Source organism: Bacillus sp. NTK074B (genome assembly GCF_017303375.1).
Classification (GTDB): domain Bacteria; phylum Bacillota; class Bacilli; order Bacillales; family Bacillaceae_B; genus Rossellomorea.
The window spans coordinates 156,791-171,861 of sequence record NZ_JAFKOH010000004.1 but is presented as its reverse complement, the minus strand read 5'-3'; the positions used below and the strand labels follow the sequence as shown (position 1 = coordinate 171,861).

The 15,071-nt window shown below is 44.9% G+C and carries 14 protein-coding genes and 1 riboswitch; of the genes, 11 read left to right on the top strand and 3 right to left on the bottom strand.

Annotated elements, in window-relative coordinates; genetic code table 11:
- Window positions 1–60: 60 nt before the first annotated feature.
- From JI667_RS08850 to JI667_RS08835, 4 genes are all read left to right on the top strand, one after another.
- Window positions 61–2,025, top strand: coding sequence for a hypothetical protein (locus JI667_RS08850; protein WP_206852213.1), 1,965 nt, complete (start codon window positions 61–63; stop codon window positions 2,023–2,025).
- Window positions 2,026–2,120: 95 nt separating this feature from the next.
- Window positions 2,121–2,306, top strand: coding sequence for a hypothetical protein (locus JI667_RS08845; RefSeq protein WP_206852212.1), 186 nt, complete (start codon window positions 2,121–2,123; stop codon window positions 2,304–2,306).
- 27 nt (window positions 2,307–2,333) lie between these two features.
- Window positions 2,334–2,489 carry a hypothetical protein gene (locus tag JI667_RS08840; RefSeq protein ID WP_206852210.1) on the top strand — a complete coding sequence of 52 codons (156 nt, stop codon included), beginning with the start codon at window positions 2,334–2,336 and terminating at the stop codon, window positions 2,487–2,489.
- Window positions 2,482–2,682: a hypothetical protein gene (locus JI667_RS08835; RefSeq protein ID WP_206852209.1), complete on the top strand. Its 201-nt coding sequence runs from the start codon at window positions 2,482–2,484 to the stop codon at window positions 2,680–2,682. The genes JI667_RS08840 and JI667_RS08835 overlap by 8 nt, the downstream gene beginning before the upstream one ends.
- Before the next feature lie 50 nt (window positions 2,683–2,732).
- On the opposite strand, the gene JI667_RS08830 is transcribed toward JI667_RS08835, so the two are convergent.
- A complete protein-coding gene (locus JI667_RS08830; RefSeq protein WP_206852200.1) occupies window positions 2,733–4,259 on the bottom strand; it encodes a BCCT family transporter in 1,527 nt (508 codons plus the stop codon).
- A gap of 187 nt (window positions 4,260–4,446) precedes the next feature.
- A riboswitch (cyclic di-GMP riboswitch) is annotated at window positions 4,447–4,528 on the top strand.
- Between the two features lie 42 nt (window positions 4,529–4,570).
- On the opposite strand from JI667_RS08830, the gene JI667_RS08825 reads away from it, so the two are divergent.
- Together JI667_RS08825 and JI667_RS08820 are read left to right on the top strand one after the other, a co-directional pair.
- Window positions 4,571–5,458, top strand: a complete 888-nt coding sequence (locus JI667_RS08825) for an amidase (protein ID WP_206852199.1) — start codon at window positions 4,571–4,573, stop codon at window positions 5,456–5,458.
- 22 nt (window positions 5,459–5,480) lie between these two features.
- A complete protein-coding gene (locus JI667_RS08820; protein ID WP_206852198.1) occupies window positions 5,481–6,134 on the top strand; it encodes an NAD-dependent epimerase/dehydratase family protein in 654 nt (217 codons plus the stop codon).
- 47 nt (window positions 6,135–6,181) lie between these two features.
- On the opposite strand, the gene JI667_RS08815 is transcribed toward JI667_RS08820, so the two are convergent.
- Window positions 6,182–7,039, bottom strand: coding sequence for a TetR/AcrR family transcriptional regulator (locus JI667_RS08815; protein ID WP_206852196.1), 858 nt, complete (start codon window positions 7,037–7,039; stop codon window positions 6,182–6,184).
- A gap of 163 nt (window positions 7,040–7,202) precedes the next feature.
- On the opposite strand from JI667_RS08815, the gene JI667_RS08810 reads away from it, so the two are divergent.
- Window positions 7,203–10,349 (top strand): efflux RND transporter permease subunit, encoded by a 3,147-nt coding sequence (locus JI667_RS08810; RefSeq protein ID WP_206852193.1) that lies wholly within the window; start codon window positions 7,203–7,205, stop codon window positions 10,347–10,349.
- Between the two features lie 94 nt (window positions 10,350–10,443).
- Here the strand turns inward: JI667_RS08810 and JI667_RS08805 are convergent, their stop codons facing one another.
- Window positions 10,444–10,599: a hypothetical protein gene (locus JI667_RS08805; protein WP_206852191.1), complete on the bottom strand. Its 156-nt coding sequence runs from the start codon at window positions 10,597–10,599 to the stop codon at window positions 10,444–10,446.
- Between the two features lie 122 nt (window positions 10,600–10,721).
- On the opposite strand from JI667_RS08805, the gene JI667_RS08800 reads away from it, so the two are divergent.
- The 4 genes from JI667_RS08800 (at window position 10,722) to JI667_RS08785 (ending at window position 15,071) form a co-directional block, all read left to right on the top strand.
- Window positions 10,722–11,747, top strand: coding sequence for a LacI family DNA-binding transcriptional regulator (locus JI667_RS08800; protein WP_206852189.1), 1,026 nt, complete (start codon window positions 10,722–10,724; stop codon window positions 11,745–11,747).
- Window positions 11,748–11,852: 105 nt separating this feature from the next.
- Window positions 11,853–13,169 carry an ABC transporter substrate-binding protein gene (locus JI667_RS08795; RefSeq protein WP_206852187.1) on the top strand — a complete coding sequence of 439 codons (1,317 nt, stop codon included), beginning with the start codon at window positions 11,853–11,855 and terminating at the stop codon, window positions 13,167–13,169.
- 81 nt (window positions 13,170–13,250) lie between these two features.
- Window positions 13,251–14,150 carry a carbohydrate ABC transporter permease gene (locus tag JI667_RS08790; RefSeq protein ID WP_206852185.1) on the top strand — a complete coding sequence of 300 codons (900 nt, stop codon included), beginning with the start codon at window positions 13,251–13,253 and terminating at the stop codon, window positions 14,148–14,150.
- A 144-nt stretch (window positions 14,151–14,294) separates the two neighbouring features.
- Window positions 14,295–15,071 (top strand): carbohydrate ABC transporter permease, encoded by a 777-nt coding sequence (locus JI667_RS08785; RefSeq protein WP_244668276.1) that lies wholly within the window; start codon window positions 14,295–14,297, stop codon window positions 15,069–15,071.

Here is a 15,071-nt window from a genome sequence, read left to right as displayed (position 1 = left end):
GACCGTGCACCCTTCAGAGAACAGCCTATCCGATAATCTGAACGATAAAGGAGTTTTGAAATGGCATTTGAATTAACGTCAAAGCTGGAAGATCGATTTTTGCAAGCGTTGGGCGAATTGGAAAGCGCGGCTTCATTTGCGAAATCAATGTATCAAACAGACGTTTACCAGGAAGCCCAGAGGTTACTGGATACAGATAAAGGGCTTGAAATCTTATACCAAAGCGCCAGCCGCTTTGAGAAAGCGGGGGTATTCCAGGACGGTCCATGGGAAAAAGCATCCAAGCTTCAACCCCCTCTTGTAGCCGGATCCCTTCAGGCAAAAGGATTACCATCCATCATCGAGATCCTGAGCGAACTAAGAATGCTCTCGATTGCAGAAGCTCAATATGAGCATCCTGATGTCAGTGATGAAATGGCGCAGGATTTCCTGAACGAAGTCATGGTCCTGAATCTGAACCTGCTGTTCCCTGAAGCGACGGAAGCAGCTCGTATCGAAGGAGGGGAGCAAAGTGAAAGGGCAACGGAATTATTTCACTTCCTATCCGATAAGCTGTCTTACCAAGCCCTTACGACCACACTGATCAAAGAAATCGAACGTTTGACCGCTCAGCGGCCGATTATGGTGAAACGGACCGTTTCCATGATCGAAACGGCAAAGAAAATGCTCCACTCTGATCTTAGCGTCGCGGAACGACTGGTGCTGGAGAAGTATGTTTCCGCTATTGAAGGTCCGTCCCCGGTGAGTAAAACGATCATGCAGCCGGGAGAATATCGCAAGAAGCTGATGGAACTTTCTCACGAGGAATTGGAGAGGGAAGCGACAGCCTTCGCACGGTCCATGCGCGAAACGGGATTGGTTGCACCTCAGCATGCGATTCTCCTGAGGTTCTTGAGCAGAAAGGCGCAGAACCTGGTTCCGGCTGCCCTTCAATTAAATGACAAAGGAAAGGCGAACCTCGATGAACATGCAGAGCTGGTATTCCAGTTGATAAAAGTGGCGGTTTATCCTGCCACAAAGCAATCGGTCTACGGGCTTGCCCTCATGCTTGAACGTGGGGTGCTTTCTTCATCCCCTGTGTCACCGGGATTGAAAAGGCTGATCGAGCTTGATATCAGAGCGGAAGTAAGGAAAACCCTCCTTAATTCATGTAGGGCGGGTGACGGGATTACAGCCAATTCCGTGCTGCTTGCAGGTGTGATCAGTGTCCTGGGTCAGCCGATAGGAATCGGACAAGGATTGAATCCGACCTGTCAAACGGCCCGTGGGATCAGTCTCTGGGCCCAGCATGCCCCTGGGTATTTACTTGAACTCATTCCAAGGGCGGCGAGAGACGGGGATATCGATATCATGTTTGAAGGAACGCCTGTGCATTCCAAGGACTTAAGCGGGGGGCTTGCACCTGAGCTGCATCAGGAGCTTGACCCGGTTTCACTGGTTCTCGTCCCTCATCTTGACAGGATTTACAGTGAGATGATGCGACGGGTCTCCCTTAGAGGGGAAGATGGGCACCGCTGGGTGAATCCGGAATTTTACGGGGATTGGGTCCAAAAGGGATTCAGTACGGTGATAGATCCTTTAACCGGACTCATATCCGATTACCCCGGTTTTGTGAGGCTGTTTTATGCCACTCATCATCCGGAATATAATGATGATTACGGTTTGATTTACCCGAATCCGGTGGGAATTTTCATTACCAATGTCCATGGGAAGCTCCTTGGATTCCACGCCGTGTCGATTCTGCGGATCACTCAAGATCCCGTGGGTGAATACCGGATCTATTTCTACAACCCGAACAACGACGGTTCGCAAAACTGGGGGCAGGGGATCGAGCCTTCTGTTATGGAAAACGGAGAGCTGGAAGGCGAATGCTCGCTCCCATTTCATGAATTTGTCTCACGACTGTATGCTTTTCACTACAACCCGTACGAACAGGGTGATGCTTTCGCAGTGGAAAATGAGATTGTTGATGAGATCAAGGACCTAGCCAGGGAGAGTTGGGGAAGGGATTATACGTGGGTTTGAATATGGAAAGCGTTTGGGCAACGATGCCCAGACGCTTTTTTTGCGTGGGATGATTCTATTGACACCAGCCATACTAATGGATGGAGGTGTTGCAAATGAGAAGTGACGGGAAATTAGACGCGAAATGGATGGAAGCTCCCCTAAAACCGGAATTCACGATGAATGACCGGCGCCGTAATCCGAGCCAGGTATACGTACCAGGTGAATCAATGGAAGAACATCATGCCATTGAGGAAGGAAACGGTGTCATCGAGAGAGAAAGTGATCGGACAAGCAAATGAGAATGGATAAGAGAGGAAGTAATGGATATGAAGGATTTTTCTGTAGCGAAGCTGTCTGAAGATGCCTTGGATAAAGTGAAGAGTGTGGAAAGTGAACTCCGCCAGCAAACAGCGGATGACATCGTCTTAATCGCCTATAAAAATACGGAAAGCAACCCCGAAGGAGAGAGCCGGAATGGATAAAGGAAACAAAGAAATGCCGGACTTTAAAGAGCTGAATGACCGGATCATTGCAGAAGAACCGAAAGGACCGTTTTTCGCCATCAAAACAAATATCGATACGCAAGGCGTAAAAGATAATCCTTATGCGACAGAGAAAGCGAGTCCTGAACAAGAGGAGAAATTACAGCAGTTTTTTGAAGATGAAGAGTTATAAAGGATTACATAAAGAAGCGCCCATCTTCCATGATGGACGCTTCTTTAACTTTATTTAGTACGAGATTGCTCCTCAAGTAATTCACGGGACACTTTAGGGGCTACCCAGAGCATGGGAAGTAATAGTAGAGAAACGGGAACAGCGGTGACCACGATAAAGTTTTGGAGTGCACTTACACTACCGTCTCCTATATATAAAAGGATCGCTGCGATGGATCCCATCAGGATGGACCAAAAGACACGCAGTGATACCTTTGGGTTTCCTTCACCAGAAACGGCCATGGCAATCGTATAAGACATGGAGTCTCCTGTTGTGACAACGAAAAGAATCGTCAATAATAAAAATAGGGGTGAAATAATCCCGGAAAGTGGCAGTTGATTGGTAATGGCAATCATAGCTGCAGGCATTCCGCCACTCGTTAATTCCTGTGATACACTTCCTGGATTCTGCAGTTCATAAAAGATACCGGAACCACCGACAACAGTAAACCAGAAGGTAGTCACGATTGGGGCGATAATCGCAATGGCCAGGATGATCTGGCGGATGGTCCTGCCTCGCGATATACGGCTGACAAGGATCGCCATCATTGGACCATACCCAATGAACCATCCCCAGAAGAACACAGTCCAACTTCCCAACCAGCTCTTATCTGACCGGAATGTGCTGACCTGGATAAAGTGATCTACATAAAATCCGAAAGAAGAGATGAATGAATCAACAATGAATCCTCCAGGACCGAAAATTAGAACAAATAGAATTAATCCCAAGGCCAATCGTACATTGAAATTACTCAGGATTTGGATCCCTTTATGCAGGCCGGTCGCAGCCGAAATGGTCGACACGACCACTAAACAGATAATGATTGCAAGCTGGGTTGAGAATTGATCTGGGATCCCGAAAAGAGCAGACAGACCGTAACTTGCCTGTAAACCGAGGAATCCAATTGGTCCGATTGTACCTGCTGCGACTGCAATAATGGCAAAAGCATCGATAAGGGTCCCAATGATGCTGTTTTTAAGTTTTTCCCCAAAAATAGGATACAGAAGGGTACGGGGTTTCATCGGCATCCCCCTGTGATAATGGCCATACATCATGACGACGGCACTCAATGTACCCAGGATGGCCCAGGCAAGAAAACCCCAGTGCATGAAGCTTTGGGACAATGCCGGCATGATGGCGCCGGCGGTCATGGGATCGACTCCTTTATGCATCGGTGGAACCGTCATAAAGTGGTACATAGGTTCTGCGGCAGCCCAGAACACTCCGCCACCGGCAAGCAGGGTAGCCATGATGATCGACAACCATTTAAATGTTCCGATCTCCGGTTTTTCCATATAACCTAACCGGACCCCTCCGTACTTAGAGAATGCAAGATACAGTGCTACGATGAAATGAACGAGCATTAACACTTGCCAGAAGGCCCCGAAGTATGTCGAAGACCAGGTGAAGCCTTTGTTTACAAAGGCAGTGACGCGATCGAGACGAATAAAAGCCGCGACAACGAAAAGAATGAGTAAACCGCCACTGATGGCAAATACGGGCCAATCAATCTTGGATGTATGATGCTTATTAGACATATAGTATAAATGCTCCTTTAATATTCATTGAAAAACACAAGGTCCTACTATCTCACAGGGGGAAAAGAGTTGTAAAGGAAACGGAAAGAATTCATAAAAGACAATTTTTGTCACGGATTAAATTTGGAAAATTACATCTTTTCAACGGTGAAAAAAGGACTATACTAAAGAGGAAGAATAAAACAAAAACTGAAAAAGGCAAACTTGCTGAAAAGCAAGGACGCAAAGCTATGGGCCTAATCGATTCGAATGGTTGCCAGGCTGCCAGGCTCCTCATAAGAGCCCCGGCTCAGGAAAGAGGAGAATGAAAGATGAACAAAATGTTCAAGTGGATGGGTATTTGTCTGGTATTGGTTAGTTTTATGTTTTTCCCATCAAAGGAAAAGGCAGCTGGTGAAGGCATGGGAAAAAGTACGTGGCTTTGGAATACGGTTGAAATCATAGAAAATAAAGAAGAAATCATTAATTTTCTAAAAACCCGTGGAGTGGATGAAGTGTATCTGCAGGTGAACCCGGCTGTTGGGAAGGAGCACTATCAGCAATTTATTTCGATGGCGGATGTTGAGGGTATAGAGGTGTATGCACTTGACGGAGCACCTGACTGGGTTACCCTGAAGGGGCATTCTTCCTTTCTCGCATTTTTTGATTGGTTGGAAGGATACCAGCTCGAAGCAAGTGAAAGTCAACGATTTTCGGGTGTTCATTTGGATGTGGAGCCTTACCTTTTATCGGGATGGACAAGCGCCTATGGCAAGACGGTATTGAATTATCAGAAGATGGTGATGGAAGCAGTCGATCGTTCGAATTCACTTCAGCTTCCATTGGGAATGGATATACCATTTTGGTTTGATGAGAAATCGTACAATAATGAATTTGGGAAAGGCAAGCTTGCTCACTGGATCATTCGTACAACCGATGAAGTAGGGGTAATGGCTTACCGGGACCAGGCATTTGGATCGAATGGGATCATTGGACTCATCAGGAACGAAATGGATTACGCCTTTTCTGCGGGTAAAAAAGTGAAAGTGGGGGTAGAAACCGCCCCTTCTGCAGAAGGGGATTTCCTGACATTCCACGAAGAGGGGGAAGGGTTCATGAATGAGGAGCTGGCAAGGGTCGATGCCGAGTATGGCACATATTCTTCATATAAAGGAATCGCTGTCCACCACTACGGAAGCTGGAAAGTTCTGTCTGAATAGATATAGAAATGAGGGATGATAGATGCCAAGAATAGCCTTGGTTGCAGGGGCGACCGGCCTGGTCGGTTCCAACCTGGTGGAAATACTTCTAAAGAGTCCTGAATACACAAAAGTGATTTCTTTTGTGAGAAGGGATAGCGGGGTGAAGCATGAGAAGCTTGATGAACGAATCATTTCGTTCGATGGGATGAAGCTTCTGCCCCATGAGGAAATTGATGATGTGTTTTGTTGCCTCGGAACCACGATTAAGAAAGCCAAGACGAAACATGCCTTTAAGAAAGTGGACTACGAGTATCCCATTCAACTTGGGAAGCTCGGGAGATCACACGGAGCCAAGCAGTACCTTGTGATTTCCTCAATTGGTGCGAATCCGGGGTCTCGGTTCTTTTATAGTCAGGTGAAAGGGAACTTAGAAAACGAATTGAAGGAACTTCATTTTCCTTCCCTTCATATATTCAGGCCATCCCTTTTAATGGGGGAGAGGAAGGAATTTCGATTTGGTGAAAAAGCGGGGGAAATCTTCTCGAGAGCGGTCCGCCCTGTCATGGTAGGCAGGTTGAAACGATACAGAAGCATTCCAGGCAAACAGGTTGCCTATGGCATGTACCGGACAGCAGTGGGAGAATCCAAAGAAGAAGTAATCATACATGAATCGGAGCAAATTCAGGAGTTTTAGGGAATAAGGGAAATGGTGAAAGGCCCGCGTCGGAAGCGGGTCTTTCATCATTGTATTTGATAAAACTGTCTCAAAGCATTCATAAGATGCTTTATGGAAGGATCTTCAGCCAGATTCACAAGCATTCCTTTAATGACGACGGGGCGGGTTTCGTCTTTTTGTATTTCTTCTCTAATAACTTCCAGGGAAATCCGGATATTCTCTTCCTCCACCACCTCCAGTGCATCCTGGATCATATGAACGAGTGTCGATTCATTGATTCTGATCGAAGAGGTGAAATCCTTAACCAGGTCATCCATTTTTTCAAAGGATAGCACCGGACTATCTCCACTTTTAAGCAAACCATCCACAAGGTCATCTGTTCGTCTCAATATAAAATGGGATAGGTATGAAAAGTCCAAATTGATTTTATCCAGCATCACAAGTTCTAAATAAGAATGGAAAAAACCTTGGATCATCATAGTGATGTCCCAGAAATAGGGCTCGATCTTCTTTCCGTATATCCCGAACAATCTTCTTCTATAATACCGGTGAGTGTTCATCTTCATCTCGCTTAGTAGATCATGAATTTCATCATTGAACGGCATGGCGTTCTCCCTGATCTGCATGATGATGAACTCTTTATGTTTGCAGATTTCAATCAGCTGGCATTCTAATTGCTTCTGAAATTTCTCATATGGAGGCAAATCCTCGTTTTCAATTTCGTTCACTTTATCCGTGATCATTTTGAAATAATAATTCATGATGGCGAGCAGCAGGGCTTCCTTAGATTTGAAATATAAATAAAAAGCCCCCTTAGATATATCACATTCGTTCACGATTTCTTGAACGGAGGTAGCGTTAAACCCTTTGGTGGCAAAAAGTTTAATGGATGTTTCAATGATTAATTTTTCTTTTTCCTTCATGCTTTCCTCTCCTTGATAAGCTCCTTACGTATATTATGACCGATTGGTCACAAAAAATAAACCCTTTCTTTTATAAGTATATTGACTTATGACTGTTTGGTCAGTTATATTAGATTGTGTTATGACTAGTCGGTCAGATTAAGAGAGAAGGGATGAATACAACGTGAACAGTATTATTAATTTCGTACTTAAGAATAAGTTTGCTGTTTGGCTGATGACGATCATCGTCATTGTGGCAGGCTTATATTCAGGATTTAATATGAAGCTCGAAACCCTGCCGAACATCAACACCCCGATTGTCAGTGTGACAACCGTGTATCCTGGCGCCACGCCGGAAGATGTAGCAGCCGAGGTTTCAGAACCAATTGAAAAACGCTTGAAGAATTTAGATGGGGTAAATGTCGTCAGCTCTACCTCTTACCAGAATGCTTCTGCCGTTCAGATAGAATACAAGTTTTCAAAGGATATGGATGAAGCCAAGACCGAAGTGGAAGAGGCACTTTCCGATCTTCCTTTTCCGGATGGAGTCAATGAGCCGGACGTTTCCAGACTCAACTTTAACGCCTTTCCGGTCATCGCTCTCAGTGTAGCAAATGAGGACCAATCATTGGCACAATTGACATCTACAGTAGAAGATACGATTGTTCCGGAACTCGAGGGAGTGGACGGGGTAGCTTCTGTACAGGCTTCAGGTCAGCAAGTACAAGAGGCCCGGCTTGTCTTTGACGAGGATAAGCTTCAAGAATATGGACTTACTGAAGAAACGGTACAAAATATGATCAAAGGCTCGGACGTGACGGCCCCATTGGGATTGTACACGTTCAAAGATAGCCAGAAATCCGTCGTGGTCGACGGGAACATCACCACGATCGATGATTTAAGAGAAATGAAGATTCCTGTGACTCCAAGCACTGGTGGAGCCTCGGCACAAGGGCAGCAACAGCCTTCTGCACAGGGACAAACGCCACAAGCACCTCCTGCTGGAGCAGCACCTGCAGGCATGAAGATCCCAACTATTCAACTTTCAGATCTTGCTGATATTGAACTCGTTGGTAAAGCAGAATCCATTTCCAGGACAAACGGAAAGGAATCCATCGGACTTCAGGTGGTGAAAACGGCAGACGCCAATACGGTGGATGTTGTCAATGCCGTCAAAGATAAAGTCAAAACGTTTGAAAAAGACATGGATGGTGTAGAAATCATTTCTACCTTTGACCAGGGAGAACCGATCGAAGAATCTGTCAGCACCATGCTGAATAAAGCTTTATTCGGTGCCGTATTCGCAGTCATCATCATCCTCCTGTTTTTACGGGATATCAAATCGACGCTCATTTCCGTCGTATCGATTCCGTTATCTTTATTAATCGCGATTTTACTTCTGAAACAGATGGACATTACCTTGAATATCATGACCCTTGGGGCAATGACGGTCGCCATAGGTCGTGTCATTGATGACTCTATTGTAGTAGTGGAGAATATCTATCGGAGGATGTCCCTGAAAGGTGAAATGCTGAAAGGAAAAGACCTGATCCGGGAAGCAACGAAAGAAATGTTCGTTCCGATTGCGTCTTCTACGATTGTCACGATTGCCGTGTTCCTTCCATTAGGGCTGGTTCAGGGAATGATCGGGGAATTATTCCTTCCATTTGCCTTAACGATTGTGTTTGCCCTACTGGCGTCCTTGCTTGTAGCCGTTACGATTGTACCGATGCTTGCTCATTCTATGTTTAAAAAGGGCGTAGGCAAGAAACATGTAGAGAAGAAAAGCCGTTTAGCGAACTGGTATAAGGGCGTATTGAATTGGACGTTGAACCATAAGATCATTACATCGATCCTTGCCATTGCCATGTTGGCCGGAAGTTTATTCCTGGTACCGTTCATTGGAGTCAGTTTCCTTCCATCAGATGAAGAGAAAATGATCATGGCGACGTACAAACCGGACCCTGGTCAAACGGAAGAAGATGTTCAAAGCATTGCTCAGGATGCAGAAGAGTACTTCCAAGATCGCAAAGGGGCTGAAACCATTCAGTACTCTGTCGGCGGTGAAAACCCGATGAGTCCGGGGAGCAGCAATAATGCGATCTTCTACGTTCAATATAAAGACGATACAGAGAATTTCTCCGAAGAAAAAGAAAAGGTCATCAAAGACCTGCAAAAAGCAACAGACAAAGGGGAATGGGCTTCACAGGACTTCTCTGCAAGTGCCGGAAGCAATGAGATTGTCGTGTTCGTGTACGGGGAAACCCTGAAAGACATCGAACCTGTTGTCAACGATCTTCAAGACATGATGGAAGACAAGAAGGATTTCAAAAAAGTCGGATCAAGCATTTCTGAATCCTATGATGAGTACTCGTTCATCGCCGATCAGGAAAAGCTGAGCGAACTGGGCCTCTCAGCAGGTCAAATCGCCATGGAGCTCGGTCAAACACGTCAGCGCCCGGTCCTCACGACCATTGAAAAAGATGGAGAAGAAGTGAATGTCTATCTGGATGTCGAGAAAGAAAAATATGAAAGCATCAACGACTTAACAGATAAGACCATCCAGTCACCGCTGGGTGTGGAGGTTCCAATTAAAGAGGTTGTTGAAGTCCAGGAAGGTAAAACGTCCGATACTGTTTCACGTCGGGACGGAAAAGTCTTTGCTCAGGTGAGTGGAGAACTGAAAACCGACGATGTCTCGAAGGCATCCCAGGATATCCAAAAAGAAATCAAGGAAATGGATGTCCCATCCGGTATAGACGTGAATATGGGTGGGGTAACGGAAGACATCAAAGAATCCTTTACCCAATTAGGATTAGCGATGCTTGCAGCGATTGCGATTGTCTACCTGATCCTTGTCATCACATTCGGCGGGGGTCTTGCGCCATTCGCCATCCTGTTCTCACTGCCATTCACGATTATCGGAGCATTGGTAGCGTTATTGATCGCGGGTGAAACAATCAGTATTTCTTCAATGATCGGAGCACTTATGCTGATTGGTATCGTGGTCACCAATGCGATTGTTTTAATCGATCGTGTGATTCATAAAGAAAACGAAGGTCTATCCACACGTGAAGCCTTGCTAGAAGCCGGTTCCACCCGACTTCGCCCGATCCTTATGACGGCCATTGCCACAATCGGAGCACTGTTCCCACTGGCACTCGGACTTGAAGGAAGCGGATTGATTTCGAAAGGTCTCGGGGTAACCGTTATCGGCGGATTGACCAGCTCGACGCTCTTGACGCTTGTCATCGTGCCGATCGTCTACGAAATCCTGATGAAAATCAAAGGGAAGATCGGTGGACGTAAGCGCAAGGCAGTGAAAGAATAAATGGAAAGAAAAGCGGTCCTGTTGTGGGACTGCTTTTTTTTATGGGTGTGCGGAGGAATGGTTTTTCTATTATTTGTCTATTGGCTGGATTTTTTCATATTCCGGCTGGATTCGGTCCGATATCGGCCGAATTCTTTCTCATACCAGCTGGTTTTTTAGCAAGAACCGCCGGAATCCAACGAATTTCCGCTGGATTCCACTCCACAAGCGGCACAATCACCAGCAAGAGTCCCATAAGACAGTCTTTCACGGGTACTTCCAAAAAGAACCAACAAATTTTTAAAAGTTTTCTAAAAATTAGTATTGATTCCCTTAAAAGTCTGGACTATAATAAAAATTAACGAAAGCGCTTTCGATGAAGAGGAGACAGCAATGGTTACAATCTATGACTTGGCAAAACGCACTGGTTTCTCCAGTACGACAGTTTCTAAGGCTCTTAACAATTATACAGATGTGAGTCAAAAAACGAAGAAAAAAATCCTCGATGCAGCGGCTGAAATGGGGTATTTACCCAATGCCCATGCCCAGTCCCTTTCGACCAAGAAATCCTGGACGATTGGAGTCATGTTTGCAGAGGATAATGAGGTCGGGTTGAAGCATCCTTTCTTCAGTGCCCTGATTGAGAGCTTCCGAAAGTATGTGGAACGGGAAGGATATGACCTGATTTTTGCATCACGGAACCTTCGGAATCGGGATACAAGTTATCTTGAGCATTTCCTTTACCGGGCAGTGGATGGCATCGTCGTCATATGCTCAGATCCAAGCGATCCCCAAGTACAGGATATGATCAACAGTCATGTGCCGATTGTCGTGATCGATATGAGCAATCAGAACTGCAGCGTCGTCTATTCCGATAATGTCGAGGGTGGAAGGTTGGCTGTAAGTCATCTATATTCATTGGGCCATACCAGAATCGCTCATATTTCAGGGGATCCGTCCATCGATGCTGGAGCTCAGCGGATCAAAGGATTCACTAAGGGTATGGAGGAGCTGAATCTACCAATTCATCAAGGATACCTGGTCAATGGCGGGATGTTCTCGATTGAAGAAGGGAAAGCTGCGATGGAAACGCTCCTCGAACTGGATATGGTACCAACCGCTGTTTTTGTGGCCGGCGATCATATGGCCATCGGTGCCATGGAAGCCATCAAGGAGCAGGGATTAAGAATACCTGAAGATATCTCTATCATCGGGTATGATGACATTGAAATGTCTTCCTACCTCACGCCAAAGCTGACCACCGTCAGACAGGATACGGACCGAATCGGTGCACGGGCCGGACACCTGCTTATGAAGCAAATTATTCAAAAGAAGAAGCTGTTGACGACAGAAGTCATTCCTGTGGAACTTATGATCAGGGAATCTTGTACATTCGTAAAAAAAGAAAAAAAGAAATAATCTTATATTTTTTAAAGGATTTCGAAACCGGTTTCGAAATTTTTAATTGAAGTAAAACGAAACCGCTTTCGTTTCTATAGTTATAAAAGAAAAAGGGGGATTAAGATGAAAAAAGTACTAGCTTTATTCATGACATTTGTACTGGTAGCAGGGGTCCTCTCCGCATGTTCGGGAGATTCCAAGTCATCGGGCAGTTCTAAATCAGATAAGGACGTTGATTTGAAAGTATGGTCATTCACGGATGAATTGAAGAAACCGATCACGAAATTTGAAGAAAAGAACGGTGTGAAAGTAGAATTGACGATCGTTCCGATTGCCGATTATCCGACAAAATTAAAGCCCGTCCTTGAAAGTGGCGTAGGGGCACCGGATGTATTCACGGGGGAAATCGCCTTCCTTAAACAATGGGTAGACGCAGGCTACTGGGAAAACTTATCTGAAGATCCGTACAATGCTGATGAGATCAAAGACAAATATGTTCCTTATGTATTTGACTTAGGTAAAGATAAAGACGGAAATGTAAGGGCTTTATCATGGCAGACAACACCAGGTGGAATCTATTACAAGAGAAGTATTGCAAAAGAAGTGCTTGGTACAGATGATCCAGCAGAAGTTGGAAACATGATGAACTCCATGGACAATGTATTCAAAGTAGCTGAAAAGATGAAAGAAAAAGGTTACAGCATGTTCCCGGATGAAGGATCAATCCGCTGGTTTTCACAAGGAGATAATCCGCAACCTTGGGTGAATGATAAGAATGAGCTGCAACTGACAGATGAAAAGATTGAATATATGGAATCAGCAAAGAAACTTCGTGAAAATAACTATACAGCACTTGCTGCTGAATGGTCTCCATCATGGTTCGAAGCGATGGATAAGCCAATCAAAATGAAAGAAAACGGGAAAGAAAAAGAGACACAAGTCTTCTCCTATGTTCTTCCTACCTGGGGACTTCACAGCGTTCTGAAAACGAATGTAAAGGAAACAGCAGGTGACTGGGCCGTAACAAGCGGACCTAGCCCATACTTCTGGGGTGGCACATGGTTAGGGGTTTACAACAAATCAGAAAACAAAGAACTTGCTTATGACTTTGTGAAAATGATGACGCAGGATGATGAATTCCTGACAGAGTGGGCGAAAGAAACGGGTGATGTCCTTGCCTACAATCCGGTCACAAATGCAATCAAGGATGACTTTAGCAGTGAATTCCTTGGAGGTCAGAACAACTATCAATTCTTCCTTGAGCAGGCGAAAGAAATCGAGCCGGGTATCGTAACGAAATATGACCAACAGCTCGATACGTTCTATGGAAATGCCGTTCAACAATACGTGGACGGGAAGAAATCCAAAGATGATGCGATTAAAGAATTCTATAAAAAAGTTCAGAATGCGTATCCGGACATAAAAGTACCAAAAAACTAAAAAAAGTGAAAATCGGTGGGCAGGCGGCGTGGCTTCATGTCTCCTGCCGATCATCTATTAAACAACTGGGGGGGCTGGGGAATGAAGAAAGTAGATCGATATGGTTATCTATTTATTGCCCCATTTTGGATCATCTTTTTAATATTCAGTATTTATCCCGTGGCGCTGACATTCTATTACAGTTTTACGAACTATTCAGGCAGCGGTACTGCAGAAGTCGTCGGTCTTGCAAACTACACCCGTTTACTCACGGACAGCTACTTTGTAGAAGCATTTTTTAACACCTGGAAGATATGGGGGATCAACTTTGCCCTGCAAATCGGTCTGGCCCTTGTACTCGCGTTAATCTTCTCTGATATGAGAATGAAATTAAAAGGTTTGGCATTTTTCAGATCGATCTTTTATTTACCTAATTTAATCACAATAAGCTCAGTCGCTCTTCTGTTCGGTATCTTATTGGACTGGCAGCACGGATCATTAAATATGATTCTATTAAATATAGGTCTTATATCAGAACCGATTAATTGGCTGAACGAGCCTGCGACTGCACAGCTTTCCGTATCCCTGATCCTTACCTGGATGTGGTTCGGCCACTCGTTCATCGTTGTAATGGCAGGGGTTTCCGGAATATCAAAGGACTACTATGAGGCCGCTTTGATTGATGGAGCAAACAGATGGCAGACGTTTACGAAAATCACGGTCCCTTTATTAAAACCGATCTTACTTTATATCATGATCACGTCCCTGATCGGAGGCCTTCAATTGTTTGATCTGCCAATGCTTCTGACAGACGGAATTGGTTCTCCAGATGGATCACTGAATACCATGGTACTGTATCTGTACAATCAGGCATTCAAATTTAATAACTATGGATACGCTTCAGCTGTCGCATATGGATTGTTCGTCATTACCTTGATCTTCTCGGCGATTGTCTTCAAAGGGATGTATGGAAATGAACGCAAACAAGCAAGGAAGGTGTAAAGCATGTTGGGAAAAACAGCCGTTGAAAAAGAAGTACCGACTCAGAAAATAGAGAAGACAAAGCCTGACCTTCTACCTCATGAGTCAAAACTCAAGACCAGAAATACGATTGTGAAGAGCATCATCTATATCCTGCTTGTATTGATGGCGATTGTCTGCTTCATCCCGTTCCTTATGATGCTTGTCAATGCTACAAGATCAAATGAAGCGATACTGTCAGGTTTCACCTTGATTCCCGGAAGTGCCTTAATTGAAAACTATGCGACGATGATGGAGTACGTAAACATTTGGTCAGGATTCAAGAATAGTCTGATCATCGCTGTCCTCACGACGGTTTTGTCAGGATATTTTTCTGCTTTGACTGCTTATGGATTCGCGTTTTATACATTCAAGGGAAAGAACTTCCTGTTCGTCTTCATGCTTGTGATGATGATGGTTCCAGGGCAATTGGGATTGATCGGTTTTTATGAACTGAGCAAGAACCTGGGGATCCTCGATTCTTTCATTCCCCTGATCGTACCGACCATTGCCAGTCCCTTTGTCGTCTTCTTCCTAAGACAGTACATCCAGACGACGCTTCATCCAAGTCTGATTGAAGCGGCCCGTATTGATGGGGCGAGTGAATTCAAGATTTTTCACACGGTAGCCATCCCGATCATGATGCCGGCTGTCGCGACGATGTCGATCTTTACATTCATCGGCTCATGGAATAACTACATCATGCCGCTCGTCATCCTGTTCTCACCTGAGAAATATACGCTGCCGGTCTTAATGGGATTCTTAAAAGGATCACAAGTAGCCCAAAATTTAGGATCAATGTATTTAGGGATTGCGATTTCCGTTGTGCCGATCATGATTGCCTTCCTATTCCTATCTAAATATATCGTCAACAGCATTTCAGCAGGATCAATCAAAGAATAG

What these genes read in the sequence shown, in the direction of transcription:
- JI667_RS08835 (WP_206852209.1), top strand. Translation starts at nt 2,482, where the DNA reads ATGGATAAAGGAAACAAAGAAATGCCGGACTTTAAAGAGCTGAATGAC.
- JI667_RS08825 (WP_206852199.1), top strand. Translation starts at nt 4,571, where the DNA reads ATGAACAAAATGTTCAAGTGGATGGGTATTTGTCTGGTATTGGTTAGT.
- JI667_RS08800 (WP_206852189.1), top strand. Translation starts at nt 10,722, where the DNA reads ATGGTTACAATCTATGACTTGGCAAAACGCACTGGTTTCTCCAGTACG.
- JI667_RS08790 (WP_206852185.1), top strand. Translation starts at nt 13,251, where the DNA reads ATGAAGAAAGTAGATCGATATGGTTATCTATTTATTGCCCCATTTTGG.
- JI667_RS08795 (WP_206852187.1), top strand. Translation starts at nt 11,853, where the DNA reads ATGAAAAAAGTACTAGCTTTATTCATGACATTTGTACTGGTAGCAGGG.
- JI667_RS08785 (WP_244668276.1), top strand. Translation starts at nt 14,295, where the DNA reads ATGGCGATTGTCTGCTTCATCCCGTTCCTTATGATGCTTGTCAATGCT.
- JI667_RS08820 (WP_206852198.1), top strand. Translation starts at nt 5,481, where the DNA reads ATGCCAAGAATAGCCTTGGTTGCAGGGGCGACCGGCCTGGTCGGTTCC.
- JI667_RS08845 (WP_206852212.1), top strand. Translation starts at nt 2,121, where the DNA reads ATGAGAAGTGACGGGAAATTAGACGCGAAATGGATGGAAGCTCCCCTA.
- JI667_RS08840 (WP_206852210.1), top strand. Translation starts at nt 2,334, where the DNA reads ATGAAGGATTTTTCTGTAGCGAAGCTGTCTGAAGATGCCTTGGATAAA.
- JI667_RS08815 (WP_206852196.1), bottom strand. Translation starts at nt 7,039, where the DNA reads ATGAAGGAAAAAGAAAAATTAATCATTGAAACATCCATTAAACTTTTT.
- JI667_RS08830 (WP_206852200.1), bottom strand. Translation starts at nt 4,259, where the DNA reads ATGTCTAATAAGCATCATACATCCAAGATTGATTGGCCCGTATTTGCC.
- JI667_RS08850 (WP_206852213.1), top strand. Translation starts at nt 61, where the DNA reads ATGGCATTTGAATTAACGTCAAAGCTGGAAGATCGATTTTTGCAAGCG.